The organism is Pseudomonas sp. UME65 (assembly GCF_014170225.1).
Taxonomy (GTDB): domain Bacteria; phylum Pseudomonadota; class Gammaproteobacteria; order Pseudomonadales; family Pseudomonadaceae; genus Aquipseudomonas; species Aquipseudomonas protegens.
The window spans coordinates 402,021-424,074 of the sequence record NZ_LZZQ01000011.1 but is presented as its reverse complement, the minus strand read 5'-3'; the positions used below and the strand labels follow the sequence as shown (position 1 = coordinate 424,074).

The following is a 22,054-nucleotide window of genomic DNA, read 5'->3' as shown; positions in this document are numbered from 1 at the left end:
CCACTATGCGACCAGGATTTCCATTGAACCGACGTCTCTCCACTGCCGCCCTGTTGCTGATGCTGCTGACCGGCTGCAAGCAGACCTACCTCACCCTGCATTTCCAGGAAGAAGTGGGTAACCCCCAGCAGGCCCGGATAGTGCCGTACTTCGCAGAGGCCATCACTCAGATGGCCGCCGGGATCGGCATCGAACCCGACGCCATCGGCCTGGAAATGGACCGCAAGGACGACAAGACCCTGCATATCAGCCTGGACAGCAGCGTGCCCGAACCCCAGCGCCAGCGCCTGCAAGCGCTGTTCAGCGAAATTGTCGAGGCACGCGCAGCCGGCACCTTCGAAGCCGTTCTGGAGATCGCCCCGCAAACCGGGAGATACACCACCCCCGAGTACCGCAAAAGGGCCATGGCCTTGCCGCGACGCTTCTCCCTGGCGCTGGAGCCGGTGAAATACGCCGACGTGCTGTTTCATTACTCGATGGAGGAGTTGATCAGCGGCAAGCTCGCGGCCACCGGCACGCCCAACGAGGCGTTCTGCCAATACCAGGCCACCCTCCAGGCGCCGGGCATGCCGTTCAGCCAGATGGGCAGCAAGGCCGGTAGCGGCACAGGGGATTACAACGTGTATCTGGAGTGGAAAGACGGCAAGCGCGAACCGGCGCAATACTTGTTCGGCAACATCACTTTCGCCAACCCCACGCTCAACCAGATGCTGTTCGACAACCGCATCCAGCTGTCCGCGATCAAGACCTCCTGGGACACGCGAGCGGACCGCCGGGCCGACCGCGTCGGTTTCAGCGTCGGCTCCCTGGGCCTGCAGTACCACGAGGACGGGGAGATTTCCCCGTTGCAACACATCGGCTTCATGGGCAGGTGCGAGGGCATGGCCATGGCGCTGGGGCGGCCCTTTACCTTCTACATCGGCCGCTCCATGGACCGCCTGGTCAGCGTCGAACTGGCCCCGCCCAGCGCATGAGCCCTGGAGCCGCAACGGCTCCAGGCCGACCGCTGCGACTTGATATTGCCCCCGGGCGCCGCCATCTAAGGCGCTCTACCCTGTTTGCGGAGCCCGACCATGTCCGACCCACTGCTGATCCCCTGCCCGCACTGCAACGGCCTCAACCGCATTCCCGCCGAGCGCCTGGGGGACCACCCCAAGTGCGGGCGCTGCAAGGCCGAGGTCTTGCTGAGCAAACCCTTTGACTTGAAACAGGGCGACTACGCCAGCCAGATCAAGGGCGACCTGCCGTTGCTGGTGGATGTATGGGCAGACTGGTGCGGGCCGTGCAAATCCTTTGCGCCGGTCTTCCAGCAAGCCGCCGTGCAGCTCAGCGGCAAGTGCCGCCTGGCCAAGCTGGACAGTGAAGCCAACCCGCAGCTGGCGGGGCAATTGGGGATTCGCTCGATCCCCAGCCTGATTCTGTTCAAGAACGGTCGGGAAGTAGCCCGGCAAAGCGGCGCCTTGCCACTGCCGCAATTGTTGAGCTGGCTGCGCAGCCAGGGGATTTGACGCAGCGCCAAGAGCCGCAGGCCAAACCCTGCGCTCATGGCCTCTTGAGGGTCAGGCGTTTTCCAGCAGGTTGTGCAGGTCGACGAATTGCTGGGTCAGCTTGTGTCGTGGGTCCAGGTGGATCAGCGGCATGCTGGCCTGGTGGGATTCACGCATGCGCACCGAGCTGCCCAGGTACACCGGCAGCACTGGCAGGCCCTCGCTGATCAGTTCGTCGAGCATCTGCTGCGGCAGGCTGGCCCGGGCCTGGAACTGATTGACCACGATGCCCTCGACCTCCAGCCCCTCGTTGTGGTCTTCCTTCAGCTCTTCGATCTCCGCCAGCAGGCCGTACAGGGCCTGACGGGAAAAACTGTCGCAATCGAAGGGTATCAGCACACGATCAGCGGCGATCAGCGCCGATACCGCGTAGAAATTCAGGGCCGGCGGGGTATCGAGGTAGATCCGGTCGTAATCCTCGGCCAGTTCGTCCAGCAATTTGCGCAGCTTGTTGATCTTGTGCTTGGCCTCAAGCTTGGGCTGCAGGTCCGCCAGCTCGGCGGTGGCCGTGATCACGTGCAGGTTGTCGAAGGGGGTCTCGTAGATATCCACCTGGTTTTTCTTGGCGAACGGTCCGGACGACAGGGTTTGCTTGAAAAAATCGGCAATGCCCATGGGAATGTCCTCGCCGGTCAGGCCGGTGAGGTACTGGGTCGAGTTGGCCTGGGCATCCAGGTCCACCAGCAAGGTGCGATAGCCCTCGCTGGCGCTGACCGCCGCCAGATTGCAGGCAATACTGGATTTGCCCACGCCACCTTTCTGATTGAACACCACACGCCGCATGTCTAGACCTCCCTGTATCAAAGATCACCGAGTGTAGTAGGCCACACGGCCCCTTAGCTACCTTGCTGTCACACAGATTTTCCTTGCCCGCAGCCCTGGCACAAACACCGGGCAATGTCGGCCCCGAGGCCGACCTGGGACTGAAAGACTTCAGATAGTGGCAAAAAGACACCTCGCATCGCGTCGGATTTTTCGCTTTTGCGACCAACAGGCCAAGGAGCATTTGCTACAAGCCAGTCGCACCGGGATAATGCGCGCCACTGACGCCTTCGCGTCACTCAGGCCAATCGCCGATCGAAGCGATATGCCGCGTCAAGGAAGCCCGCAGGGGCGGGATGAAATCAAGTGATCAAGTTCAACATCGCTCAATGGCGTGCGTGGGCCCCTGGGCTCGAAAGCGTGGACGCCTGGCAGGCCTGGAGCCGTCAACCGGCCCTGCCTGAAAACAGCGATGCCGCCCCCGATGTGTCCTTTCTCCCCGCCATGCAGCGGCGCCGTCTCAGCCGCCTGGCGCGCATGGCGTTCAGCGTCGGCTGGCCCCTGGCCGAGGGCCTGGAACAACTGCCGCTGGTGTTCATCTCCCGGCATGGCGAAACCCCGCGCACCTTCGAGATTCTCAGCGACCTGGCCGCCGAGCAACCGTTGTCGCCCACCCAGTTCAGCCTCTCGGTACACAACGCAGTGATCGGCCTGTGGTCGATCATGCGCGGCGAAACCAGCGAAATGACGGCCCTGGCCGCTGCCGGCGATGGCCTTGAGCATGGCCTGCTGGAGGCGGCCACGCTGCTGGCCGACGGCGCCCCCCATGTACTGCTGGTGATCACCGAGGAACAACCGCCCGAGGCCTATGCCAGCTGGATCGACGACGTGCCGTTTCCCTATGCCCTGGGCCTGCTGCTGACCCCCGGCGACGACTGGCAGTTGTCCCTGGGCAGCCATGACGGTCAAACGCCCAGGGCCCAATGGCCCCACGCCCTGAATCTGCTGCGTACCCTGCTGGGCGCGCAGACCTTTTGCCAACATGCCTGGATGAATCGCGTATGGACCTGGCAACGCAACCACTGAGCGCCAAGGGCCGCAATGCCTACTACTGGCGCCTGACGGCCACGGCGCTGAGCTTTGCACTGTTCGGAATAGGTGGTTTGTGCCTGCGCCTGGTGATTTTCCCCCTGCTCGCCTGCCTGCCCGGCGACGCCCAGCGCCAGCGCCAGCGGGCGCGCAAGACCGTCAGCCGGCTGTTCTGGCTGTTTATCCGCTTCATGGCCAGGAGCGGCGTGCTCACCTATGAGGTCCAGGGCGCCGAGCGGCTCGGGCGACCGGGGCAGATGATCATCGCCAACCACCCCTCGCTGATCGACGTGGTGTTCCTCATCGGCCTGGTCCGCGACGCCAACTGCGTGGTGAAGCAGAGCCTGTGGAACAACCCCTTCACCCGCGGCCCGGTGCGCGCCACCCAGTACATCAGCAACGACGGCAGCATGGACATGCTCGACAGTGCCTGCGGGGCGCTGCAAGCAGGCCAGACCCTGATCGTCTTTCCCGAGGGCACCCGCACCCAGCCGGGTGCCGCTCCGGCCTTTCATCGGGGAGCGGCGGCCATTGCCCTGCGCGGTGCGAAGATCATCACCCCGGTGGTGATCCGGGTCAGCCCCAGCACCCTGACCAAGGCCGAACCCTGGTACCGCATCCCGCAACGCCGTGTGCACTTCAGTTTTCACGTCGGTGCCGATATAGACCCACAGACCTTTGCAGCCCAGGGCCCGGCGCCCCAGGCTTCGCGCAAGCTCAATGAGCACTTGCACCATTTTTTCATTAAGGAGCTCGCCAGAGATGAGCGATACACACCCGGACCTGATGCTTGAAATCAAACTGCTGATCATCGACGCCCTGGGCCTCGAAGACATCAGTGCCCAGGACATCGGCAACGACCAGACGCTGTTCGGCGAAGGCCTCGGCCTGGACTCGGTGGATGCCCTGGAGCTGGGCCTGGCGATCCAGAAGAAGTACGGCATCAAGATCGACGCCGACGCCAAGGACACCCGCAACCACTTCAGCAACGTGGCGAGCCTTGCGGCGTTCGTCACTGCAAAACAGGCAGCTTGAGAACCGACCATGCAAACCCGTGACGATATCTTCAACACCCTGCGCGATGCCCTGGTCGAGCTCTTCGAACTGGAGCCCGAGCGCGTCAGCCTCGAGTCCAACCTGTACGAAGACCTGGAAATCGACAGCATCGATGCGGTCGACCTGATCGACCACATCAAGCGCCAGACCGGCAAGAAAATCGCCGCCGAGGAATTCAAGTCGGTGCGCACCGTCAACGACGTGGTCGAGGCGGTCTACCGTCTGGTCCAGCCGGCCGCATGAGCCGGCTGATCGGCCTGGGCTTGTTGCTGGCCGGCCTGCTCTACCCCTTCGCGGTGTACTTCGGCATGGAGCATTTCGCTCCGTGGCAGTTCGGCCTGCTGCTGGGCGGCCTGTGGCTGGCCCGGGCGCTGACCGGCGAACGCCGCCCCGGCAGCCTGTGGATGGCCATTGCGGCGATCGCGTTCTGCCTGCTGCTGGCCTGGTTCGACAACCCGGCGCTGCTGCGCTGGTACCCGGTGCTGATCAGCGCCTTCATGCTCGGCCTGTTCGGCCTGAGCCTGAAATACGGCCCCCCGGTGGCAGAGCGCCTGGCCCGCATCAGCGAGCCGCAATTGCCGGAAAAGGCCATACGTTATACGCGCCAGGTGACCGTCGCCTGGAGCGTGTTTTTCCTCTGTAACGGAATGCTCGCCGCGGCCCTGACCCTGTGGGCGCCGCTGAGCTGGTGGACGTTGTACAACGGCCTGATCGCCTACGGGCTGATGGGCCTGCTGTTTGCCATTGAATGGCTGTTACGACAACGGGTAAGAGGCCGTAGATGAACTGGATTCCCCTTGAGCAGCTGTTGCTCAAGCTACATACGCCGCGAGCGGTCAGCGCCGCGCCGGCCATCGACCTGGGGGCCGTGCAGGAACAGGCCCTGAGCCTGGCCGCTGCCCTGCAAGCCCGTGGCGTACGGCGCCTGGCGGTGCACCTGGAAGACGCCGTGGAACTGGCGGTGGCCCTGCTCGGCGCCTGGCGTGCCGGGGCCAGCGTGCTGTTGCCCGCCGACCTGCAAGCCCAGACCCGCCAGCGCTGGTCGAGCGAAGTCGACCTGTGGCTGACCGACCAGGACACGCCCCTGCACCAGTTGCAGGCCAGCCCCCTGGCCCCGGCCGAGCTGGACCCGGACACCTGCCAGTTGAGCCTGTGCACCTCCGGCTCCAGCGGCGAACCCAAGCGCATCGAGAAGAACCTGCGGCAACTGGCCAACGAGGTCGTCGCCCTGGAACACCTGTGGGGCGCCGACCTGGGCCAGGCCTGGATCATCGGCAGCGTCGCCACCCAGCACATCTACGGCCTGCTGTTCCGCGTGCTCTGGCCACTGTGCGCCGGGCGGCCTTTTGTACGCCGCCAGTTGCCATTTCCCGAAGACCTGCAACGGGCCAGCCGCGAGTGCCCGGCGTTTGCCTGGGTGGCGAGCCCGGCCCTGCTCAAGCGCATGGGCGACAACCTCGACTGGCCGGCCCTGAGCCAGGTACGGCGGGTATTCTCCTCCGGCGGAGCCTTGCCCGCCGAAGCGGCCAGCGGCCTGCACCAGCGCCTGCAGCAATGGCCGACGGAAATCCTCGGCAGCTCGGAAACCGGCGGCATCGCCTGGCGCCAGGGGCCAGGCCTGTGGCAGCCCTTCGCCGATGTACGGCTGAGCCAGGATGCCGACGGCGCGCTGTTGATCGCCTCGCCCTACCTGCCGGCCGGGCATGTGGAACACACGGCCGACGCCGCGCGGATCGCCGCCGACGGGCGCTTCGAACTGCTGGGGCGCCTGGATCGCATCGTCAAGCTGGAAGAAAAACGCATTTCCCTGCCCATGCTTGAGCAGGCCCTGGCCAGCCACGAATGGGTGGCGGAAGCGCGGCTCGGGGTGATCGAAGACAACCGCGCCTACCTCGGCGCCCTGCTGGTGCTCAGCGAGCCCGGCCTGCATGCCCTGCGCAACCAGGGCCGGCGCCACCTGACCCAGGCCCTGCGCCAGCACCTGGCCGGGCATTGCGAAGCCCTGGCCCTGCCCCGGCGCTGGCGCCTGGTGCGGCAACTGCCGCTGAACAGCCAGGGCAAGCTGCCCCAGGCGCAAGTCCAGGCCCTGCTGCTGGCTCCACGCCCGCAAGCCCCGGAAGTGCTGGAGCAACGGCAGCACGAGGAGGAGTGGCAGCTGCAACTGGCCATTCCGCCGGACCTGGCGTACTTCAGCGGGCACTTCCCCCAGACCCCGGTGCTGCCGGGGGTGGTGCAGGTGGACTGGGCCCTGGCCCTGGGCCAGCAACTGCTGGAGCTGCCGGGCCGCTTCGCCGGCATGGAAGTGCTGAAGTTCCAGCAACTGGTACGCCCCGGCGACCGCATCCAGCTGAACCTGCGTTTCGATGCCCAGCGCCAGAAACTGTATTTCGCCTACCTCAATGACGGGGCTCCCTGCTCCAGCGGGCGGATCGTCCTGGAGGCCAGCTGTGGATAAGTTGTACGGCGTCGCGCCCAGGACTCGCTGGCAAGCCAGCGCTTACGCTGAAGGGGCCCGCTGCCATGCATAAGCCTTGCGCGGTGATCCCGGTCTACAACCATGAAACCGCCGTGCCGGCGGTGGTCGAGGCGCTCCTGGCCCGCGGCCTGCCCTGTGTCCTGGTGGACGACGCCAGCAGCCCCCAATGCGCGGCGGTGCTGGAGCAACTGGCCGGCCGAGACCAGGTGTTCCTGATCCGCCTGGCGATCAACCAGGGCAAGGGCGGCGCGGTCATGGCCGGCCTGCGCGAAGCCGCGCAGCTGGGCTTCAGCCATGCCCTGCAAGTCGATGCCGATGGCCAGCACGACCTCACGGATGTGGATAACTTCATCCAGCACTCCCAGGCACACCCCGAGGCGCTGGTCTGCGGTTATCCACAGTACGACGCCAGCGTGCCCAAGGGGCGCCTGTATGCCCGCTACCTGACCCACGTGTGGGTCTGGATCAACAGCCTGTCACTGCAGATTCCCGATTCCATGTGCGGCTTCCGGGTCTACCCCTTGCCACCGACCCTGGCCCTGCTGGACTCGGTGCAACTGGGCCGGCGCATGGACTTCGATCCGGAGATCCTGGTGCGCCTGGCCTGGCGCAACCAGCCCATGCGCTGGCTGCCGACCCGGGTCCACTATCCCCAGGACGGCCTCTCGCACTTTCGCCTGTTCCATGACAACGCGCTGATCTCGAAGATGCACGCCAAGCTGTTCTTCGGCATGTTGGCGCGCCTGCCGCTGATCCTCTGGCGCCGGTGGCGTCCATGAGCCAGGAGCAACCCAAGGAGCCCGGCAACGAACACTGGGCCGACCATCAGGAGCGCGGCAGCTTCTGGCTGATGAAGCTCACCGCCCTGGGCGTGCGGGTGCTGGGGCGCCGGCTGCTGAGCCCGGTGCTGTACGCCGTCGTGTTCTACTTCTTCCTGTTCGGCCGCCGGGCCCGGCGCAGCATCTGGCAGTACCAGCAGCATCTGGCCCAATGGAGCGGGCGCGACGAGTTGCGCCCCAGCCACTGGCGGGTGTTCGGCCAGTTCATGGCCTTTGCCGATGCCCTGCTGGACAAGCTCGACGTGTGGAACGGCAAACTGCGCATCGAACAGATCGAGATCGTCGACCCGGCGCAACTGCGCCACCAGTTGCGCGGCGAACGCGGGCAGATGCTGGTGGGCGCGCACCTGGGCAACCTGGAAGTGTGCCGGGCCCTGGCCGAGCTGGGGGAGCAGGTGACCATGAACGTGCTGGTGCACACCAAGCACGCCGAACGCTTCAACCGCCTGCTGGGCGAAGCCGGGGCCAGTAACCTGCGGCTGATCCAGGTCAGCGAGCTGGACCCGGCGATCATGCTGCAACTGAGCCAGCGCCTGGATCGCGGCGAATGGCTGGCGATTGCCGGGGACCGCGTGCCGCTGCACGGCGGGCGCAACGTGCGGGTGGATTTCCTCGGCCACCCGGCCGCCTTCCCCCAGGGCCCCTGGCTGCTGGCCGGGCTGCTCAAGTGCCCGGTCAACCTGCTGCTGTGCCTGAAACAGCAAGGCCGCTACCAGGTGATCCTCGAGCCCTTCGCCGACGCCGTGCAGTGGAAACGCAATGACCGCCAGCAGGTGATCGCCCAGTGGACCGCCCGCTACGCCGAGCGCCTGGGCCAGTACTGCCTGCAAGCCCCGCAACAATGGTTCAACTTTTACCCATTCTGGAAGACCGATGACGACCTCGACCCATGAGCCGGTAACCTTCGGCGAACACCCCCTGCGCATCGAAGACGTGCTGGCCCTGGCCAACCGCCAGGTGCCGACGCGCCTGCAAGGCGACGCCGCCTGGCGCCAGCGGATCGCCAAGGGCGCGCAGTTCCTCGACTCCCTGCTGGACAAGGAAGGGGTGATCTACGGCGTGACCACCGGCTACGGCGACTCTTGCGTGGTGGCGGTGCCGCTGCAGCACGTCGAGGCGCTGCCGCGCCATCTGTACACCTTCCACGGTTGCGGCCTGGGCAAGCTGCTGGACGCCCAGGCTACCCGCGCGGTGCTGGCGGCGCGCTTGCAGTCGCTGTGCCACGGGGTTTCCGGGGTGCGCGTGGAACTGCTGGAGCGCCTGCAGGCCTTCCTCGACCAGGACATCCTGCCGCTGATCCCGGAAGAGGGCTCGGTGGGCGCCAGCGGCGACCTGACGCCGCTGTCCTATGTGGCGGCCACCCTGTCCGGGGAACGCGAGGTGATGTTCCGCGGCGAGCGGCGTGAGTCCGCCGACGTGCACCGCGAGCTGGGCTGGGAACCCCTGGTGCTGCGGCCCAAGGAAGCCCTGGCGCTGATGAACGGCACCGCGGTAATGACCGGGCTGGCCTGCCTGGCCTTTGCCCGGGCCGACTACCTGCTGCGCCTGGCGACCCGCATCACCGCCCTCAACGTGGTGGCCCTGCAGGGCAATCCGGAACACTTCGACGAACGCCTGTTCGCCGCCAAGCCGCACCCGGGGCAGATGCAAGTGGCCGCCTGGCTGCGCCAGGACCTGGCGATCGACGCGCCGACCGCGCCCCTGCATCGCCTGCAGGACCGCTACTCGCTGCGCTGCGCCCCCCATGTGCTGGGGGTGCTGGCCGACAGCCTGAACTGGCTGCGCGGTTTCATCGAGACCGAGCTCAACAGCGCCAACGACAACCCCATCATCGACGCCGAGGCCGAGCGCGTGCTGCACGGCGGGCACTTCTATGGCGGGCACATCGCCTTCGCCATGGACAGCCTGAAGAACCTGGTGGCCAACGTCGCCGACCTGCTGGACCGGCAACTGGCCCTGCTGGTGGACGTGCGCTACAACCACGGCCTGCCGAGCAACCTTTCCGGCGCCAGCGCCGAGCGCGCCATGCTCAACCACGGCTTCAAGGCGGTGCAGATCGGCGCCAGCGCCTGGACCGCCGAGGCCCTGAAAAACACCATGCCGGCCAGCGTGTTCTCGCGCTCCACCGAGTGCCACAACCAGGACAAGGTGAGCATGGGCACCATCGCCGCCCGGGACGCGATCCGCGTGCTGGAGCTCACCGAACAAGTGGCCGCCGCCACCTTGCTGGCGGCCAACCAGGGGGTCTGGCTGCGCAGCCAGGAAGCCGATGCCCGGCCTCTGCCACCAGCCCTGGATGCCATGCACCGGCAACTGGCCGCAGACTTCCCACCGGTGATCGAAGACCGCGCCCTGGAGCACGAGCTGCGCCTGTGCCTGCAACGCATCGCCGAACAACACTGGAGGCTGCATGCGTAGCAAGGGAGTGATCCACGCCGACACCCAGATCCAGGTGCCCTTCTTCGACGTCGACACCATGCACGTCGTCTGGCACGGGCATTACGTCAAATACCTGGAGGTCGCCCGCTGCGCCCTGCTGGACAAGCTCGGCCACAACTACCAGCAGATGCTCGAATCCGGCTACGCCTGGCCGGTGATCGACCTGCAACTGCGCTACGTGCGCGGCGCGGTGTTCGGCCAGACCCTGAACGTGCGCGCCAGCCTGGTGGAGTGGGAAAGCCGGCTGAAGATCAATTACCTGATCACCGACCAGGCCACGGGCGAGCGCATGACCCGCGCCAGCTCGGTGCAGGTGGCCGTGGAGATCGCCAGCCGGGAAATGCAACTGGCCTCGCCCAAGGTCTTCACCGATGCCGTCGCGAGGGCCTTGCCATGAAGGTAGGAGCAAGCTTGCTCGCCAAGAGGGTCGGTCTGCCTGCCAGCTGCATGAGGCTGCGTACCGTGGTGCGGCGGTTCGCGAGCAAGCTCGCGCCCACGCTCTTGGTGCTCTGGTGTGTGCCGGGGCTGGCCCAGGCCTTCGACCTGCAACAGTTGAGCGATCAACTGTCGCGGCCGGAAGTGATCCACGGTCGTTTCATCCAGGAAAAACACCTGCGGGCCCTGCCCCAGCCATTGACCAGCAAGGGTCACTTCGTGCTGGCGAAAAACCATGGCCTGCTGTGGCTGCTGCAGACCCCGTTGCAACAGGACTACCGCATCACTGCCCAGGGCATCGCCCGGCGCGATGGCGGCGGCTGGCAGATGCTTCCCGGCAAGAGCGCCGGGGCCGAGCAGAACCGCCTGTTCCTCGCTGTGCTGCAAGGCGACAGCAGCGGCCTGCAGCGGGACTTCGAACTCAAGCTGCAAGGCAGCGCGCAGAACTGGCAGTTGCAACTGATCCCCCGCTCCCTGCTGCTGAAACAGATCTTCAACCAGATCAACATCGACGGCGGCGAGCTGGTGCAGCGCATCGAACTGCTGGAAGCCCAGGGCGACCGCACCTTGCTGATCATGCAGGACAGCAGCAGCGCCCAGCCGCTCAGTGAAACGGAGCAACATGACTTTGCCGAGTGAACGCTGGCTGCCGCGTTTTTTCCTGATTCTGCTGACCCTGGTCCTGGCCCTCGGTGCCTGGCAATGGCGCCATGGCGCGCCGCTGTCGGCCAACCTCATGGAACTGGTACCCGGCACCGCCCCGGATGCCCTGGAGCAACAGGCCGAGCAACGCATGCAGGAACCGCTGAACCGGGAAATCCTGGTGCTGGTGGGGCATGCCGAACGTCAGCAGGCAGTGGCCATGGCCCGGCAACTGGCCGAGCAATGGCAGGCCAGCGGGTTGTTCGAGAAGGTCCAGTGGAACCTCCAGGCCGACCTGCCGGCGCTGCGCCAGCAACTGTTGCAGGGCCGCCTGGCGATGCTCGGGGCCAAGGATCGCGAGCAACTGGCCCAGCAGCCCCAGGCGTTTATCCAGCAACGGGTGCAGAGCCTGTTCGACCCGTTCGGCGGCTTTACCCTGGTGCCCAGCCAGGATGACTGGCTGGGCCTGACCGGACGCATCCAGAACAGCCAGCCGCAACACGGCGCGGTGCAGCTGGACATCGGCAGCGGCGCCCTGGTGGCCGAGGTCGACGGCCAGCACTGGGTATTGCTGCGGGCCCGCACCGGCGGCAACGCCTTCGACATGCAACTGCCTCTGCAAGTGGCTGACCTGCTGCGCCACAGCCGTGAGCAGGCCAGCCAGCAACAGGTACAACTGTTGGCCGCCAGCGGCTTGCTGTACGCCGCCAACGGCCAGCAACAGGCCACCCGGGAAATCACCTGGGTCGGCGGCGGCGCCACCCTGGGCATCCTTTTGCTGTTGCTGCTGGCCTTCCGCCGCTGGCGTGCCCTGCTGGCCTTCGTCCCGGTGCTGGTGGGCATGCTGTTCGGCGCCGTGGCCTGCGTGGCGCTGTTCGGCCGCATGCACGTAATGACCCTGGTGCTGGGGTCGAGCCTGATCGGCGTGGCCGTCGACTACCCCCTGCACTACCTGTCCAAGAGCTGGAGCCTGAAACCCTGGCGCAGCTGGCCGGCCCTGCGCCTGACCCTGCCGGGGCTGAGCCTGAGCCTGGCCACCAGTTGCATCGGCTACCTGGCCCTGGCCTGGACCCCGTTCCCGGCCCTGACCCAGATCGCCGTCTTCTCCGCCGCCGGCCTGGTGGGCGCCTACCTGGCGGCGGTGTGCCTGCTGCCGGCACTGCTCAAGGGGGTGCAACTGCGCCCGGCGCAATGGCCGCTGCAAGTGGCCCAAGCCCTGCTGCAGGCCCGCGCGGCCTTGCTCAAGCGGGTGCCCAGCCCGGTGCTGCTGGTATTGCTGGCGCTGTTCTGCGCCGCCGGCCTGTGGCAGCTCGAGAGCAAGAACGACATCCGCCAATGGGTCGGTGCACCGCCGCAGTTGCTGCAGGAAGCCCAGGCCATTGCGCGGATCACCGGCTATCAGCCCACCAGCCAGTTCTTCCTGGTGCGCGCCACCGATCAGCAGCAACTGCTGGAGCGCCTGGAGGCCCTGGACCTGCGCCTGCAACAGTTGGTGAACCTGGGCAAGCTCAAGGGCTACCTGTCGCTGAACCAGTTGCTCAGCCAACCGACCGAACAACAGCAGGTGCGCGAAGCCCTCAAGCAGCTGCCGCGTTTCTGGCAGCCGCTGCTGGACCTGGGGGTACCCCTGGCCGCCCTGCAAGCGGAGCTGGAACAGCTGCAGCAATTGCCGGTGGAAGACCTCGACGCCGCGCTTTCCGGGCCGCTGGCCGAGCCCTATCGCCCGCTGTGGCTGGGAGCCAACGCCAACGGCGTGGCCGCCATGGTCAGCCTGCAGGGGCTGAACGACGCCGCCCTGCTGCGAATCCAGGCCGATGATCTGCCAGGGGTGCAACTGGTGGACCGCCTGGGTGAGCTGAACCGGGTATTCGCCGCCACCCAGGTCAGCGCCGCCGAACTCAAGCTGGCCTCCTGCGTGCTGATCGTGCTGCTGTTGATCCTGCCCTTCGGCCTCGGCGGCGCCTTGCGCCTGGTGGCCCTGCCCCTGCTGGCAGCCCTGTGCAGCCTGGCCAGCCTCGGCTGGCTGGGCCAGCCCCTGACCCTGTTCAGCCTGTTCGGCCTGCTGCTGGTGACGGCCATCAGCGTCGACTACGCGATCCTCATGCGCGAGCAGATCGGCGGCGCCGCGGCGAGCCTGCTGGGCACGCTGCTGGCGGCACTGACCACCTGGCTGTCGTTCGGCCTGCTGGCCATTTCCAGCACCCCGGCGGTGAGCAACTTCGGTCTGGCGGTCAGCCTGGGGCTGGCCTTCAGCTTCATCCTCGCGCCCTGGGCCGGCCACAGGCCGCACCCGGCGCCCGACGCAGAGCGTGCAGCATGCTGACCCTGCTGTTCTGGCTACTGGCCCTGGCGCTGTTTGCCCTGGCCACCCACATCGGCCGGCGCCTGGGCCTGATCCCGATTGTCAGCCAGCTGCTGCTGGCGACCTTCGGCCTGCCGCTGCTGATGCTGCTGTGGATCGAACCGCACTGGCAGCTAAGTGGTGCGCAGCTGGTTTCGCCGCACTGGCTCAAGCATCTGTACAGCCTGAGCTTTGCCTTGCTGCTGGGGCATATCCTCAGTGACGTGATCGACTTGCGCCTGGACCGCCAGAGCCTGAAGATCGCCGTGCCGAGCTTCGGCATTCCCTTCGCCTGCGGCCTGGCCACCGCCTTCTGGCTGCTGCCGGCGCAACCCTGGATCAGCTCCCTGGCGGTCGGCCTGCTGTTCGCCATCACCGCGATCCCGGTGCTCTACCTGTACCTGCGGCACATCCAGTACCCGCCCGCCGCCACCCGGCGCCTGGTGCAGACCGCGATCCTCATCGACCTGGCCTGCTGGAGCCTGTTCGCCCTGGCCCAGGGCAGCCTGCACCTGAGCAGCCTGCTGCTGCCCCTGGCCGGCGCCTGCCTGCCCCTGGTGCTGCGCGGCCTGGGCCTGCGCCAGCCGCTGCTCTACAGCCTGGGCTTTTTCGGCCTGCTGGTGGTGGCCGAGCATTACCGGCTCAATGCGCTGATCTTCGGCATCGGCTACCTGCTGTGCATGGCCGCCCTCAAGCTGGCGCTGGTGCTGCCGTTACAGGCTGCCTGGATGAACCGCTTGCAGACCTACATCGCCATCCCGCTGATCCTGACCTTCGGCATCGTGCAGATCGATGTGCACAGCGCCATGGGCAGCCTCGGCTGGGTGCAACTGGCGGCCCTGCTGCTGTTGCCGATTGCCAGCAAGCTGCTGGGCAACTGGCTGGGCCTGGGCTGGGCCGGCGCTTCCTTTACCGGCGCCAGCCGCTGGCGGGAAAGCCTGCTGCTGAACATTCGCGGCTTGAGCGAGATCGTCTTTCTCAACCTGCTGCTGCAACAACAGTTGATCAGCCCGGCGCTGTACTTCGCGCTGATGCTCATGGGCCTGATCGCCACCCTGCTGCCGGCCCTGGCCGGAATGCACCGAACTCCCCAGGCGGCGCCCCACGCTGCCCCCTTGAACCTGAACATCGCCAAACCGGCAAGGAGCCCCAGTGCCAACAGTTGAAATGGAACGTCGCCAAGTCGTGGTGATCGGTGCCGGCCCCTCGGGGGCCATCGCGGCCGCGCTACTCAAGCGCCAGGGCCACGACGTGCTGATCGTCGAGCGGCAACATTTCCCGCGTTTCTCCATCGGTGAAAGCCTGCTCTCCCACTGCCTGGATTTCGTCGAGGAAGCCGGGATGCTGGAGGCCGTGCAAGCCGCCGGCTTCCAGCTCAAGAACGGCGCGGCCTTCGCCTGGGGCGAGCACTACAGCACCTTCGATTTCGGCGACACCTTCAGCAATGGCAAGCCCACCACCTTCCAGGTGCAGCGCGCCGACTTCGACAAGCTGCTGGCCGACCAGGCCGCCCTGCAAGGGGTGGAGATCCGCTACGGCGAAGAGATTGTCGCGGTGGAAGTGGAGCGGCCCTTGCCGCAACTCGACTGCCGCCGTGAAGACGGCAGCCAGTACCGCATCGAAGCCGACTTCATCCTCGACGCCAGCGGCTACGGCCGGGTCCTGCCGCGCCTGCTGGAACTGGAAGCGCCGTCGAACTTTCCGGTACGCCGAGCGGTGTTCACTCATGTCGAAGACCGCATCGACTGCGAGCACTTCGACCGCAACAAGATCCTCATCACCACCCACCCCGAGCACCGCGACATCTGGTTCTGGAGCATCCCCTTCAGCAACGGCCGCTGCTCGGTAGGGGTGGTGGCCGCCCAAGAGCATTTCGCCGGGCGCGATGGCGACCTGGACGCCTGCCTGCGGGGCTTCATCAGCGAAACCCCGAGCCTGGCCAAGGTGCTGCAATACGCCGAGTGGGACACCCCGGCGCGGACCATCGGCGGCTACTCGGCCAACGTCAGCACCCTGCATGGCCCGGGCTTCGCCCTGCTGGGCAACGCCGCGGAATTCCTCGACCCGGTGTTCTCTTCCGGGGTGACCATCGCCATGCGTTCCGCGAGCATGGCCGCCGCCGTGTTGCACCGGCAGTTGCAGGGCCAGGGCGTCGACTGGGCGACGGAGTTCGCCAAACCGCTGAAACGCGGCGTGGACACCTTCCGCTGCTACGTCGAGGGCTGGTACGCCGGCACTTTCCAGGACGTGATCTACCATCCGGGCAGCTCCCCGGAAATCCGCCGCATGATCAGCTCGATCCTCGCCGGTTATGCCTGGGATGAACGCAACCCTTTCGTCAGCGAGCCCAAGCGCCGGCTCAAGGCCCTCTCGGAAGTCTGTGCGAGGGACCGCGCATGAGTGAGCAAACCAGCCAGTACCTGAGTGACAGCTACGTCGAGGAAACCCGCTTCGGCTTCTGGTTCCTGCGCAGCCACACCTGGCAGCACCATGTGCTGCGGGTGGCGATCAATGACCTGCGCTCGCTGTTCGATGGCGAGCTGCCCCGGCATCCGGTGTTGCTGGACGCCGGTTGCGGCCAGGGCAAGTCGTTCCAGTACCTGCGCCAGGTGTTCGCCCCGCAGCGCCTGATCGGCCTGGACGCCGACCCCCACAGCCTCAAGCTCAGCGCCGAGGAAGCCCGGCGCCAGCAGATGCAGGTGGAGTTGATCGGCAGCGACTGCGCGACCCTGGAACTGGCCGACGCCAGCGTCGACCTGCTGTTCTGCCACCAGACCTTCCACCACCTGGTGGAACAGGAAAAAGCCCTGGCCGAGTTCTACCGGGTGCTCAAGCCCGGGGGTTACCTGCTGTTTGCCGAATCCACCGAGGCCTATATCGATACCTGGGTGATCCGCTGGCTGTTCCGCCATCCGATGCATGTGCAGAAAAGCGCCGCCCAGTACCTGCAGATGATTCGTCAGCAGGGCTTTGAATTCGGCCCGCAGAACGTGTCTTATCCCTACCTGTGGTGGAGTCGCGCCAAAGACTTCGGCCTGCTGGAGCGCTTCGGCCTGCGCCAGCCGCCGCCGGTGGGCCAGCGCGAGGAAACCCTGGTCAATGTGGTGGCCCGCAAGCCGCTCGCTCCCCCTGTTGCCGAGGAAGGTCCGTCCGAATGATCCGTGCCCTGCTGCTCGGTTGTGTCCTGTTGCTGAGCGCTTGCGTCAGTCAGGCTCCGCTGCCCGAGCGCACGCCCTCGCTGGTGCTGCCGTTGCAGCTCCACGTACAGCGCCAGCTTCAGGACCAGCGCCAGGACTGGCTGCTGGTGATCCAGGCCGAAGGCCCGGACCTGCGCTGGTCGCTGATGGACCCGCTGGGCATTCCCCAGGCCCGTCAGCGCCTGGTGGGCGGACACTGGCAGGCCGACGGCCTGCTGCCACCCAACCCGGAGGCCCGAGAGCTGTTCGCGGCCCTGCTGTTCGCCCTGACGCCTGTGGCCGAACTGCAGGCCAATTATCCGCACGCCCGGCAACAGGGCGCCCAACGTACCCTCGGCCCGCGCTGGCGAGTCGACTATCAACACGCTCTGGATTTCACCTTGAACCTGCCCCAAGGCCCGCACTACCACATCACGGCTCTGAGCACCGAGGCCACGCCATGACGGCTTACCTCAACGCCCTCGGGGTGATCTGCGCCCTGGGCCGCAATCGCCAGGAAGTCGCCCGCAGCCTGTTTGCCGGCGACTGTTCGGGCATGCGCGACGAAAGCCACTGGGTGCCCGAGCGCACCTTGCCGGTGGCGGCAGTGCGCAGCCCGCTGGCGGGCATGCCGGCGGGCCTCGAAGCCCAGAACAGCCGCAACAATCAGCTGCTGCTGGAGGCCACCCGGCAGATCGAAGACGACATCCAGCAGGCCATCCAGCGCTACGGCCATGGCCGCATCGGCATCGTCCTGGGCACCAGCACGTCGGGCATCGACGAGGCCAGCCGGGGCATCGCCCGTTACCTGCAGGACCGGCAATTCCCGGCGGGCTACGACTACCGTCAGCAGGAGCTCAGCGCCCCGGCGAACTTCCTCGCCCAATGGCTGCAACTCTGCGGCCCGGCCTATGTGATTTCCACCGCCTGTACCTCCAGCGCCCGGGCCCTGATCAGTGCCCGGCGCCTGCTCGATCTGGGCCTGTGCGACGCCGTGCTGTGCGGCGGGGTCGACAGCCTGTGCAAGCTGACCCTCAATGGTTTCACAGCCCTGGAGGCGGTCTCCGGGCAACGCTGCAACCCGTTTTCCCGCAACCGCGACGGGATCAACATCGGTGAAGCGGCGGTGCTGTTCCTCATGAGCCGGGAGCCTGCCGGCGACGCCCCTGTTGCCCTGCTGGGCGGTGGCGCCAGCTCCGACGCCTACCATATTTCCGCCCCGGCCCCCGATGGCCGCGGCGCCCTGCAGGCCATGAGCCTGGCCTTGCGCGGCGCCGGCCTGCAGCCGCAGCAGATTGGCTACCTGAACCTGCACGGCACCGCCACCCAGCACAACGACGCGATGGAAAGCCTGGCCGTGGCCCAGCTGTTCCCCGAAGGCGTGCCCTGCTCTTCGACCAAACCCATGAGCGGCCATACCCTGGGGGCCGCCGGGGCCCTGGAGGCGGCGTTCTGCTGGCTGGCCCTGAGTACCGACAACCCCGGCCTGGCGCTGCCGCCCCATGTCTGGGATGCCCAGGCCGACCCGGCTTTGCCGCCACTGCGCTGGGTCACCCCGGACGATCGCCTGGCCCCCCACGCACCGCGCCGCCTGATGAGCAATTCCTTCGCCTTCGGCGGCAACAACGTCAGCCTGATTATCGGAGACGCCCCATGATTGACTGGCCGCTCGCCGAGTTGCTGCCCCACGCCGGGGACATGATCCTCATCGATCAGGTCCTGGCCTTTGATGAAGAACAGATCCGCACCCGCCTCGAAGTTCGCCCCGGTGGCCTGTTCAACCGCCCCGACGGCAGCCTGCCGGCCTGGGTCGGCGTCGAGCTGATGGCCCAGAGCGTGGCCGCCTACGCCGGTTGCCGCGCCCGCCAGCAAGGCTTGCCGGTGGAGCTGGGCTTTCTTCTGGGCACCCGCAAATTCGAATGCAATGTCGAGCACTTCCCCCTCGGCAGCACCCTGGAAATCCATGCCCTGCGCTCTCTGGAAGACGACAACGGCATGGGCGTGTTCGAGTGCCACCTCAGTGGCCCCGGCATCACCGCCAGCGCGCGCCTGAACGTGTTCCGTCCGCCCCAGGCCGCCGACTACCTGCATGAAACACCTGCCTCTTCTACAGGAACACCGTCATGACTGACTCCGTACTGGTCACCGGCTCCAGCCGTGGCATCGGCCGTGCCATCGCCCTGCGTCTGGCCCGGGCCGGGTATGACCTGGTGCTGCACTGCCGCAGCGGCCGCACCGAAGCCGAAGCCGTCAGGGGCGAAGTCCAGGCCCTGGGCCGCAGCGCCCGCGTCCTGCAATTCGATGTATCGGACCGGGAGGCCTGCCGGGCTGCCCTGGAGGCCGATGTCGAAGCCCATGGCGCCTATTACGGCGTGGTGCTCAACGCCGGCCTGACCCGCGACGGCGCCTTCCCGGCCCTCAGCGAAGAGGACTGGGACCAGGTGCTGCGCACCAACCTCGACGGTTTCTACAATGTCCTGCACCCGGTGATGATGCCCATGATCCGCCGCCGCGCAGCCGGGCGCATCGTCTGCATCACCTCGGTCTCGGGGCTGATCGGCAACCGTGGCCAGGTCAACTACAGCGCCTCCAAGGCCGGCGTGATCGGCGCCGCCAAGGCCCTGGCCATCGAGCTGGGCAAGCGCAAGATCACCGTCAACTGCGTGGCCCCGGGGCTGATCGACACCGCCATGCTGGATGAAAACGTGCCGGTGGAAGAACTGCTGAAAATGATTCCCGCGCAGCGCATGGGCACCCCGGAAGAGGTGGCTGGCGCGGTGAATTTCCTGATGTCCGCCGAAGCGTCCTACATCACTCGCCAGGTGCTGTCGGTGAACGGGGGCCTGTGCTGATGAAACGTGTGGTCGTCACCGGCATGGCCGGCATCACCTCCCTGGGCAGCGACTGGGCCAGCATCGCCGAGCGCTTTGCCGCCAACCGCAGCGGCATCCGGCGCATGGACGAGTGGGACAGGTTCAGCGAACTCAACACCCGCCTGGCCGGCCCCATCGATGACTTCCAGGTGCCCGGGCACTGGACCCGCAAGCAGCTGCGCAGCATGGGCCGGGTTTCGCGCCTGGCCGTGGGCGCCGCCGAGCAGGCCCTGGCCGACGCCGGGCTGCTGGGCGACCCGTCGATCAAGGACGGGCGCATGGGCGTGGCCTGTGGTTCTTCCACCGGCAGCACCGACGAGATCAAGGCCTTCGGCAACATGCTGCTCAACTCGGTGGCCGAGGGGCTCAACGCCAACTCCTACGTGCGCATGATGCCCCACACCACCGCCGCCAATATCAGCATCTTCTTCGGCCTGACCGGGCGCCTGATCCCTACCTCCAGCGCCTGCACCAGCGGTAGCCAGGGCATCGGCTACGCCTATGAGGCGATCAAGTTCGGCCGCCTGCCGCTGATGCTCGCCGGCGGCGCCGAGGAACTGTGCCCCACCGAAGCCATGGTGTTCGACGCGCTGTATGCCACCAGCCTGAAGAACGATGCGCCGCACACCAGCCCGCGCCCCTACGACAGCGGCCGTGACGGCCTGGTGATCGGCGAAGGTGGCGGCATGCTGGTGCTCGAGGAGCTGGAGCACGCCCTGGCCCGTGGCGCGCGCATCCACGCGGAAATCGTCGGCTTCGGCAGCAACGCCGACGGCCAGCACACCACCCGCCCCGAACAGAGCACCATGCGCCGGGCCATGGAGCTGGCGCTGGAGGATGGGGCCCTGGCCCCGGAGGCCATCGGCTACGTCAACGGCCATGGCACCGCCACCGAGCAGGGCGACATCGCCGAGACCCTGGCCACCAGCAGCCTGTTCGGCAGCCGCATGCCCATCAGTTCGCAGAAGAGTTTCCTCGGCCACACCCTGGGCGCCTGCGGCGCACTGGAATCCTGGTTCAGCATCGAGATGCTCAACCGCGACCTCTATGTGCACACCTGCAACCTGGATCAGGTCGATCCCCGCTGCGGCGAGCTGGACTACCTGCAGGGAGGCTTTCGCGCCATGAGCCACGAATACGTGATGAACAACAACTTTGCCTTTGGCGGCGTCAACACCTCGTTGGTCTTCCGCCGCTGGTCCTGATGCCTCACCTCACTGGAGAAATGGAATGTCTTCCCTGTTTCGCGCCACCCTCATCGTCCTTGCCCTGCTGAGCGTCACCGCCTGTACCAGCAAGCGCATGTACACCCCCAACCGGGTGCTCCCGGCCACCATCCAGGCCGACCAGGAGCAGGTCAAGCAGGCGATCCTGAAGAACCTCGTAGCCCGCAAGTGGACCGTGCAGCGCATCAGCCCGGAGCTGATCCAGGCCGAGATCACCGTGCGTCAACAGTTCCACGCGGAGATCGATATCCAGTACTCCGCCAGCTACTACAAGATCGTCTACCGCGACAGCCGCGACATGGACTACAAGGACGGCAAGATCCACAAGAACTACATCCGCTGGGTGCGCCTGCTGGACAAGGGAATCCTGCGCGAACTGCGGGACAACCAGAACGAGCGGGCCGCGCAACAGCTGTCGGATGCCGCGGCCAAGAGCTTCCCGGCCGCACAATGAGCCCTTCCCTGTGACCCCGGTCACAGGGCTGCTTCACCCCCTTTGATGTCATGGAGAATGCGATGCGTTTGAAGACACTGGCGGCCACCGCCACCCTGCTGCTGTGCACCCTGCCCGGCGTCAGCCAGGCCCGCGATACCACCCTGTACCTGCCCTTCGACAAGGTGGTGGCCGAGGCCATCAGCACCGGCAAGATCGACGGCAGCGTGAAGTTCTACCTGGCGGGCAACAAGCCGGCCGGCAAGGTCAGCGTGCTGAGCCCCGGCGCCGTGACCAACAAGAAGACCAATGCCTTCGGCAAGGCCGACCAGGTGGCCTGCGAGTGGGCCTTGCAGTCGGCACTGATCACCCTGCATGAAGCGGCGAAGAAAGTCGGCGCCAACGCCGTGACCGACATTGCCAGCTTCTACAAGAGCCACGAGCGCAAGGACGCCACCACCTATGAGTGCCATGCCGGCGCCATCATGGCTGGCGTCGCGCTGCGCGGGGATCTGTCCAAGGTCCAGTGACCTGCGACTGACAACGCAAAGGGCGCCTGGGTCGCCCTTTGCGTTTCCGGTTTTTTTCCGGAAGCGCGCCAATCGCCGTCTACACTCGCAACAGCAGGCCGGGTCACCGCCGCCTGCGGGAGCCAAGTGGCGCGATCGGGCATCGGCCGGCGTGACAGTGGCGCCCCTTTCACGTCCGTCAAGGAGCCGA

General features: G+C 66.5%; 25 protein-coding genes. 24 read left to right on the top strand and 1 reads right to left on the bottom strand.

The window, feature by feature from the left end; all coding sequences use genetic code 11:
• Positions 1–23: 23 nt before the first annotated feature.
• Both A9971_RS12950 and trxC read left to right on the top strand, forming a co-directional pair.
• Positions 24–974: a hypothetical protein gene (locus A9971_RS12950; protein ID WP_230493584.1), complete on the top strand. Its 951-nt coding sequence runs from the start codon at positions 24–26 to the stop codon at positions 972–974.
• A 99-nt stretch (positions 975–1,073) separates the two neighbouring features.
• Positions 1,074–1,508: a thioredoxin TrxC gene (trxC, locus tag A9971_RS12945; RefSeq protein ID WP_169892997.1), complete on the top strand. Its 435-nt coding sequence runs from the start codon at positions 1,074–1,076 to the stop codon at positions 1,506–1,508.
• Positions 1,509–1,559: 51 nt separating this feature from the next.
• On the opposite strand, the gene A9971_RS12940 is transcribed toward trxC, so the two are convergent.
• Positions 1,560–2,330, bottom strand: coding sequence for a ParA family protein (locus tag A9971_RS12940; protein WP_011058854.1), 771 nt, complete (start codon positions 2,328–2,330; stop codon positions 1,560–1,562).
• A gap of 345 nt (positions 2,331–2,675) precedes the next feature.
• Between A9971_RS12940 and A9971_RS12935 the strand changes: the two genes are divergently transcribed.
• The 22 genes from A9971_RS12935 (at position 2,676) to A9971_RS12830 (ending at position 21,864) form a co-directional block, all read left to right on the top strand.
• Positions 2,676–3,395, top strand: coding sequence for a beta-ketoacyl synthase chain length factor (locus A9971_RS12935; protein WP_011058853.1), 720 nt, complete (start codon positions 2,676–2,678; stop codon positions 3,393–3,395).
• The gene (locus A9971_RS12930; RefSeq protein ID WP_011058852.1) at positions 3,371–4,192 is read left to right on the top strand and encodes a 1-acyl-sn-glycerol-3-phosphate acyltransferase; all 822 of its coding nucleotides are present in this window, start codon (positions 3,371–3,373) and stop codon (positions 4,190–4,192) included. The genes A9971_RS12935 and A9971_RS12930 overlap by 25 nt, the downstream gene beginning before the upstream one ends.
• Positions 4,161–4,433: a phosphopantetheine-binding protein gene (locus A9971_RS12925; RefSeq protein ID WP_011058851.1), complete on the top strand. Its 273-nt coding sequence runs from the start codon at positions 4,161–4,163 to the stop codon at positions 4,431–4,433. Before A9971_RS12930 ends, A9971_RS12925 begins: the two co-directional genes overlap by 32 nt.
• Before the next feature lie 9 nt (positions 4,434–4,442).
• Complete coding sequence (locus A9971_RS12920; RefSeq protein WP_011058850.1) at positions 4,443–4,697, top strand: acyl carrier protein; 255 nt, start codon at positions 4,443–4,445, stop codon at positions 4,695–4,697.
• Complete coding sequence (locus A9971_RS12915; protein WP_011058849.1) at positions 4,694–5,239, top strand: membrane protein; 546 nt, start codon at positions 4,694–4,696, stop codon at positions 5,237–5,239. The genes A9971_RS12920 and A9971_RS12915 overlap by 4 nt, the downstream gene beginning before the upstream one ends.
• Positions 5,236–6,909, top strand: a complete 1,674-nt coding sequence (locus tag A9971_RS12910) for an AMP-binding protein (RefSeq protein ID WP_053148695.1) — start codon at positions 5,236–5,238, stop codon at positions 6,907–6,909. Before A9971_RS12915 ends, A9971_RS12910 begins: the two co-directional genes overlap by 4 nt.
• Before the next feature lie 65 nt (positions 6,910–6,974).
• Positions 6,975–7,709, top strand: a complete 735-nt coding sequence (locus A9971_RS12905; protein ID WP_065364853.1) for a glycosyltransferase family 2 protein — start codon at positions 6,975–6,977, stop codon at positions 7,707–7,709.
• Positions 7,706–8,662, top strand: coding sequence for a glycosyl transferase (locus A9971_RS12900; RefSeq protein ID WP_183000675.1), 957 nt, complete (start codon positions 7,706–7,708; stop codon positions 8,660–8,662). The genes A9971_RS12905 and A9971_RS12900 overlap by 4 nt, the downstream gene beginning before the upstream one ends.
• A complete protein-coding gene (hutH, locus tag A9971_RS12895) occupies positions 8,643–10,187 on the top strand; it encodes a histidine ammonia-lyase (protein ID WP_011058846.1) in 1,545 nt (514 codons plus the stop codon). The genes A9971_RS12900 and hutH overlap by 20 nt, the downstream gene beginning before the upstream one ends.
• Entirely contained in the window at positions 10,180–10,605 is a 426-nt protein-coding gene (locus A9971_RS12890; RefSeq protein ID WP_011058845.1) for a thioesterase family protein, read from the top strand. The genes hutH and A9971_RS12890 overlap by 8 nt, the downstream gene beginning before the upstream one ends.
• Positions 10,602–11,282, top strand: a complete 681-nt coding sequence (locus tag A9971_RS12885) for an outer membrane lipoprotein carrier protein LolA (RefSeq protein WP_019095194.1) — start codon at positions 10,602–10,604, stop codon at positions 11,280–11,282. Before A9971_RS12890 ends, A9971_RS12885 begins: the two co-directional genes overlap by 4 nt.
• Positions 11,266–13,608 carry an MMPL family transporter gene (locus A9971_RS12880; protein WP_183000674.1) on the top strand — a complete coding sequence of 781 codons (2,343 nt, stop codon included), beginning with the start codon at positions 11,266–11,268 and terminating at the stop codon, positions 13,606–13,608. Before A9971_RS12885 ends, A9971_RS12880 begins: the two co-directional genes overlap by 17 nt.
• A complete protein-coding gene (locus A9971_RS12875; RefSeq protein WP_015633881.1) occupies positions 13,602–14,792 on the top strand; it encodes a hypothetical protein in 1,191 nt (396 codons plus the stop codon). Before A9971_RS12880 ends, A9971_RS12875 begins: the two co-directional genes overlap by 7 nt.
• Positions 14,779–16,026 carry an NAD(P)/FAD-dependent oxidoreductase gene (locus A9971_RS12870; protein ID WP_123431215.1) on the top strand — a complete coding sequence of 416 codons (1,248 nt, stop codon included), beginning with the start codon at positions 14,779–14,781 and terminating at the stop codon, positions 16,024–16,026. Before A9971_RS12875 ends, A9971_RS12870 begins: the two co-directional genes overlap by 14 nt.
• The gene (locus A9971_RS12865; protein WP_019095190.1) at positions 16,023–16,784 is read left to right on the top strand and encodes a class I SAM-dependent methyltransferase; all 762 of its coding nucleotides are present in this window, start codon (positions 16,023–16,025) and stop codon (positions 16,782–16,784) included. Before A9971_RS12870 ends, A9971_RS12865 begins: the two co-directional genes overlap by 4 nt.
• Complete coding sequence (locus A9971_RS12860; protein WP_015633878.1) at positions 16,781–17,266, top strand: hypothetical protein; 486 nt, start codon at positions 16,781–16,783, stop codon at positions 17,264–17,266. Before A9971_RS12865 ends, A9971_RS12860 begins: the two co-directional genes overlap by 4 nt.
• On the top strand, positions 17,263–18,459 hold the full coding sequence (locus A9971_RS12855; protein ID WP_183000673.1) for a beta-ketoacyl-[acyl-carrier-protein] synthase family protein: 1,197 nt from the start codon (positions 17,263–17,265) through the stop codon (positions 18,457–18,459). Before A9971_RS12860 ends, A9971_RS12855 begins: the two co-directional genes overlap by 4 nt.
• Entirely contained in the window at positions 18,456–18,929 is a 474-nt protein-coding gene (locus tag A9971_RS12850; RefSeq protein ID WP_011058837.1) for a hotdog family protein, read from the top strand. The genes A9971_RS12855 and A9971_RS12850 overlap by 4 nt, the downstream gene beginning before the upstream one ends.
• A complete protein-coding gene (gene fabG, locus A9971_RS12845; RefSeq protein ID WP_011058836.1) occupies positions 18,926–19,654 on the top strand; it encodes a 3-oxoacyl-ACP reductase FabG in 729 nt (242 codons plus the stop codon). The genes A9971_RS12850 and fabG overlap by 4 nt, the downstream gene beginning before the upstream one ends.
• Positions 19,654–20,880, top strand: a complete 1,227-nt coding sequence (locus A9971_RS12840; protein WP_123473075.1) for a beta-ketoacyl-ACP synthase — start codon at positions 19,654–19,656, stop codon at positions 20,878–20,880. Before fabG ends, A9971_RS12840 begins: the two co-directional genes overlap by 1 nt.
• Before the next feature lie 25 nt (positions 20,881–20,905).
• On the top strand, positions 20,906–21,355 hold the full coding sequence (locus A9971_RS12835; protein WP_011058834.1) for a hypothetical protein: 450 nt from the start codon (positions 20,906–20,908) through the stop codon (positions 21,353–21,355).
• Positions 21,356–21,417: 62 nt separating this feature from the next.
• Positions 21,418–21,864 (top strand): hypothetical protein, encoded by a 447-nt coding sequence (locus A9971_RS12830; RefSeq protein ID WP_015633874.1) that lies wholly within the window; start codon positions 21,418–21,420, stop codon positions 21,862–21,864.
• The last annotated feature ends 190 nt before the right edge of the window (positions 21,865–22,054 follow it).

What these genes read in the sequence shown, in the direction of transcription:
- A9971_RS12885 (WP_019095194.1), top strand. Translation starts at nt 10,602, where the DNA reads ATGAAGGTAGGAGCAAGCTTGCTCGCCAAGAGGGTCGGTCTGCCTGCC.
- A9971_RS12880 (WP_183000674.1), top strand. Translation starts at nt 11,266, where the DNA reads ATGACTTTGCCGAGTGAACGCTGGCTGCCGCGTTTTTTCCTGATTCTG.
- A9971_RS12875 (WP_015633881.1), top strand. Translation starts at nt 13,602, where the DNA reads ATGCTGACCCTGCTGTTCTGGCTACTGGCCCTGGCGCTGTTTGCCCTG.
- A9971_RS12910 (WP_053148695.1), top strand. Translation starts at nt 5,236, where the DNA reads ATGAACTGGATTCCCCTTGAGCAGCTGTTGCTCAAGCTACATACGCCG.
- A9971_RS12830 (WP_015633874.1), top strand. Translation starts at nt 21,418, where the DNA reads ATGCGTTTGAAGACACTGGCGGCCACCGCCACCCTGCTGCTGTGCACC.
- A9971_RS12850 (WP_011058837.1), top strand. Translation starts at nt 18,456, where the DNA reads ATGATTGACTGGCCGCTCGCCGAGTTGCTGCCCCACGCCGGGGACATG.
- A9971_RS12890 (WP_011058845.1), top strand. Translation starts at nt 10,180, where the DNA reads ATGCGTAGCAAGGGAGTGATCCACGCCGACACCCAGATCCAGGTGCCC.
- A9971_RS12940 (WP_011058854.1), bottom strand. Translation starts at nt 2,330, where the DNA reads ATGCGGCGTGTGGTGTTCAATCAGAAAGGTGGCGTGGGCAAATCCAGT.
- hutH (WP_011058846.1), top strand. Translation starts at nt 8,643, where the DNA reads ATGACGACCTCGACCCATGAGCCGGTAACCTTCGGCGAACACCCCCTG.
- A9971_RS12860 (WP_015633878.1), top strand. Translation starts at nt 16,781, where the DNA reads ATGATCCGTGCCCTGCTGCTCGGTTGTGTCCTGTTGCTGAGCGCTTGC.
- A9971_RS12920 (WP_011058850.1), top strand. Translation starts at nt 4,443, where the DNA reads ATGCAAACCCGTGACGATATCTTCAACACCCTGCGCGATGCCCTGGTC.
- A9971_RS12905 (WP_065364853.1), top strand. Translation starts at nt 6,975, where the DNA reads ATGCATAAGCCTTGCGCGGTGATCCCGGTCTACAACCATGAAACCGCC.
- A9971_RS12835 (WP_011058834.1), top strand. Translation starts at nt 20,906, where the DNA reads ATGTCTTCCCTGTTTCGCGCCACCCTCATCGTCCTTGCCCTGCTGAGC.
- A9971_RS12925 (WP_011058851.1), top strand. Translation starts at nt 4,161, where the DNA reads ATGAGCGATACACACCCGGACCTGATGCTTGAAATCAAACTGCTGATC.
- trxC (WP_169892997.1), top strand. Translation starts at nt 1,074, where the DNA reads ATGTCCGACCCACTGCTGATCCCCTGCCCGCACTGCAACGGCCTCAAC.
- A9971_RS12915 (WP_011058849.1), top strand. Translation starts at nt 4,694, where the DNA reads ATGAGCCGGCTGATCGGCCTGGGCTTGTTGCTGGCCGGCCTGCTCTAC.
- A9971_RS12930 (WP_011058852.1), top strand. Translation starts at nt 3,371, where the DNA reads ATGGACCTGGCAACGCAACCACTGAGCGCCAAGGGCCGCAATGCCTAC.
- A9971_RS12900 (WP_183000675.1), top strand. Translation starts at nt 7,706, where the DNA reads ATGAGCCAGGAGCAACCCAAGGAGCCCGGCAACGAACACTGGGCCGAC.
- A9971_RS12855 (WP_183000673.1), top strand. Translation starts at nt 17,263, where the DNA reads ATGACGGCTTACCTCAACGCCCTCGGGGTGATCTGCGCCCTGGGCCGC.
- fabG (WP_011058836.1), top strand. Translation starts at nt 18,926, where the DNA reads ATGACTGACTCCGTACTGGTCACCGGCTCCAGCCGTGGCATCGGCCGT.
- A9971_RS12865 (WP_019095190.1), top strand. Translation starts at nt 16,023, where the DNA reads ATGAGTGAGCAAACCAGCCAGTACCTGAGTGACAGCTACGTCGAGGAA.
- A9971_RS12840 (WP_123473075.1), top strand. Translation starts at nt 19,654, where the DNA reads ATGAAACGTGTGGTCGTCACCGGCATGGCCGGCATCACCTCCCTGGGC.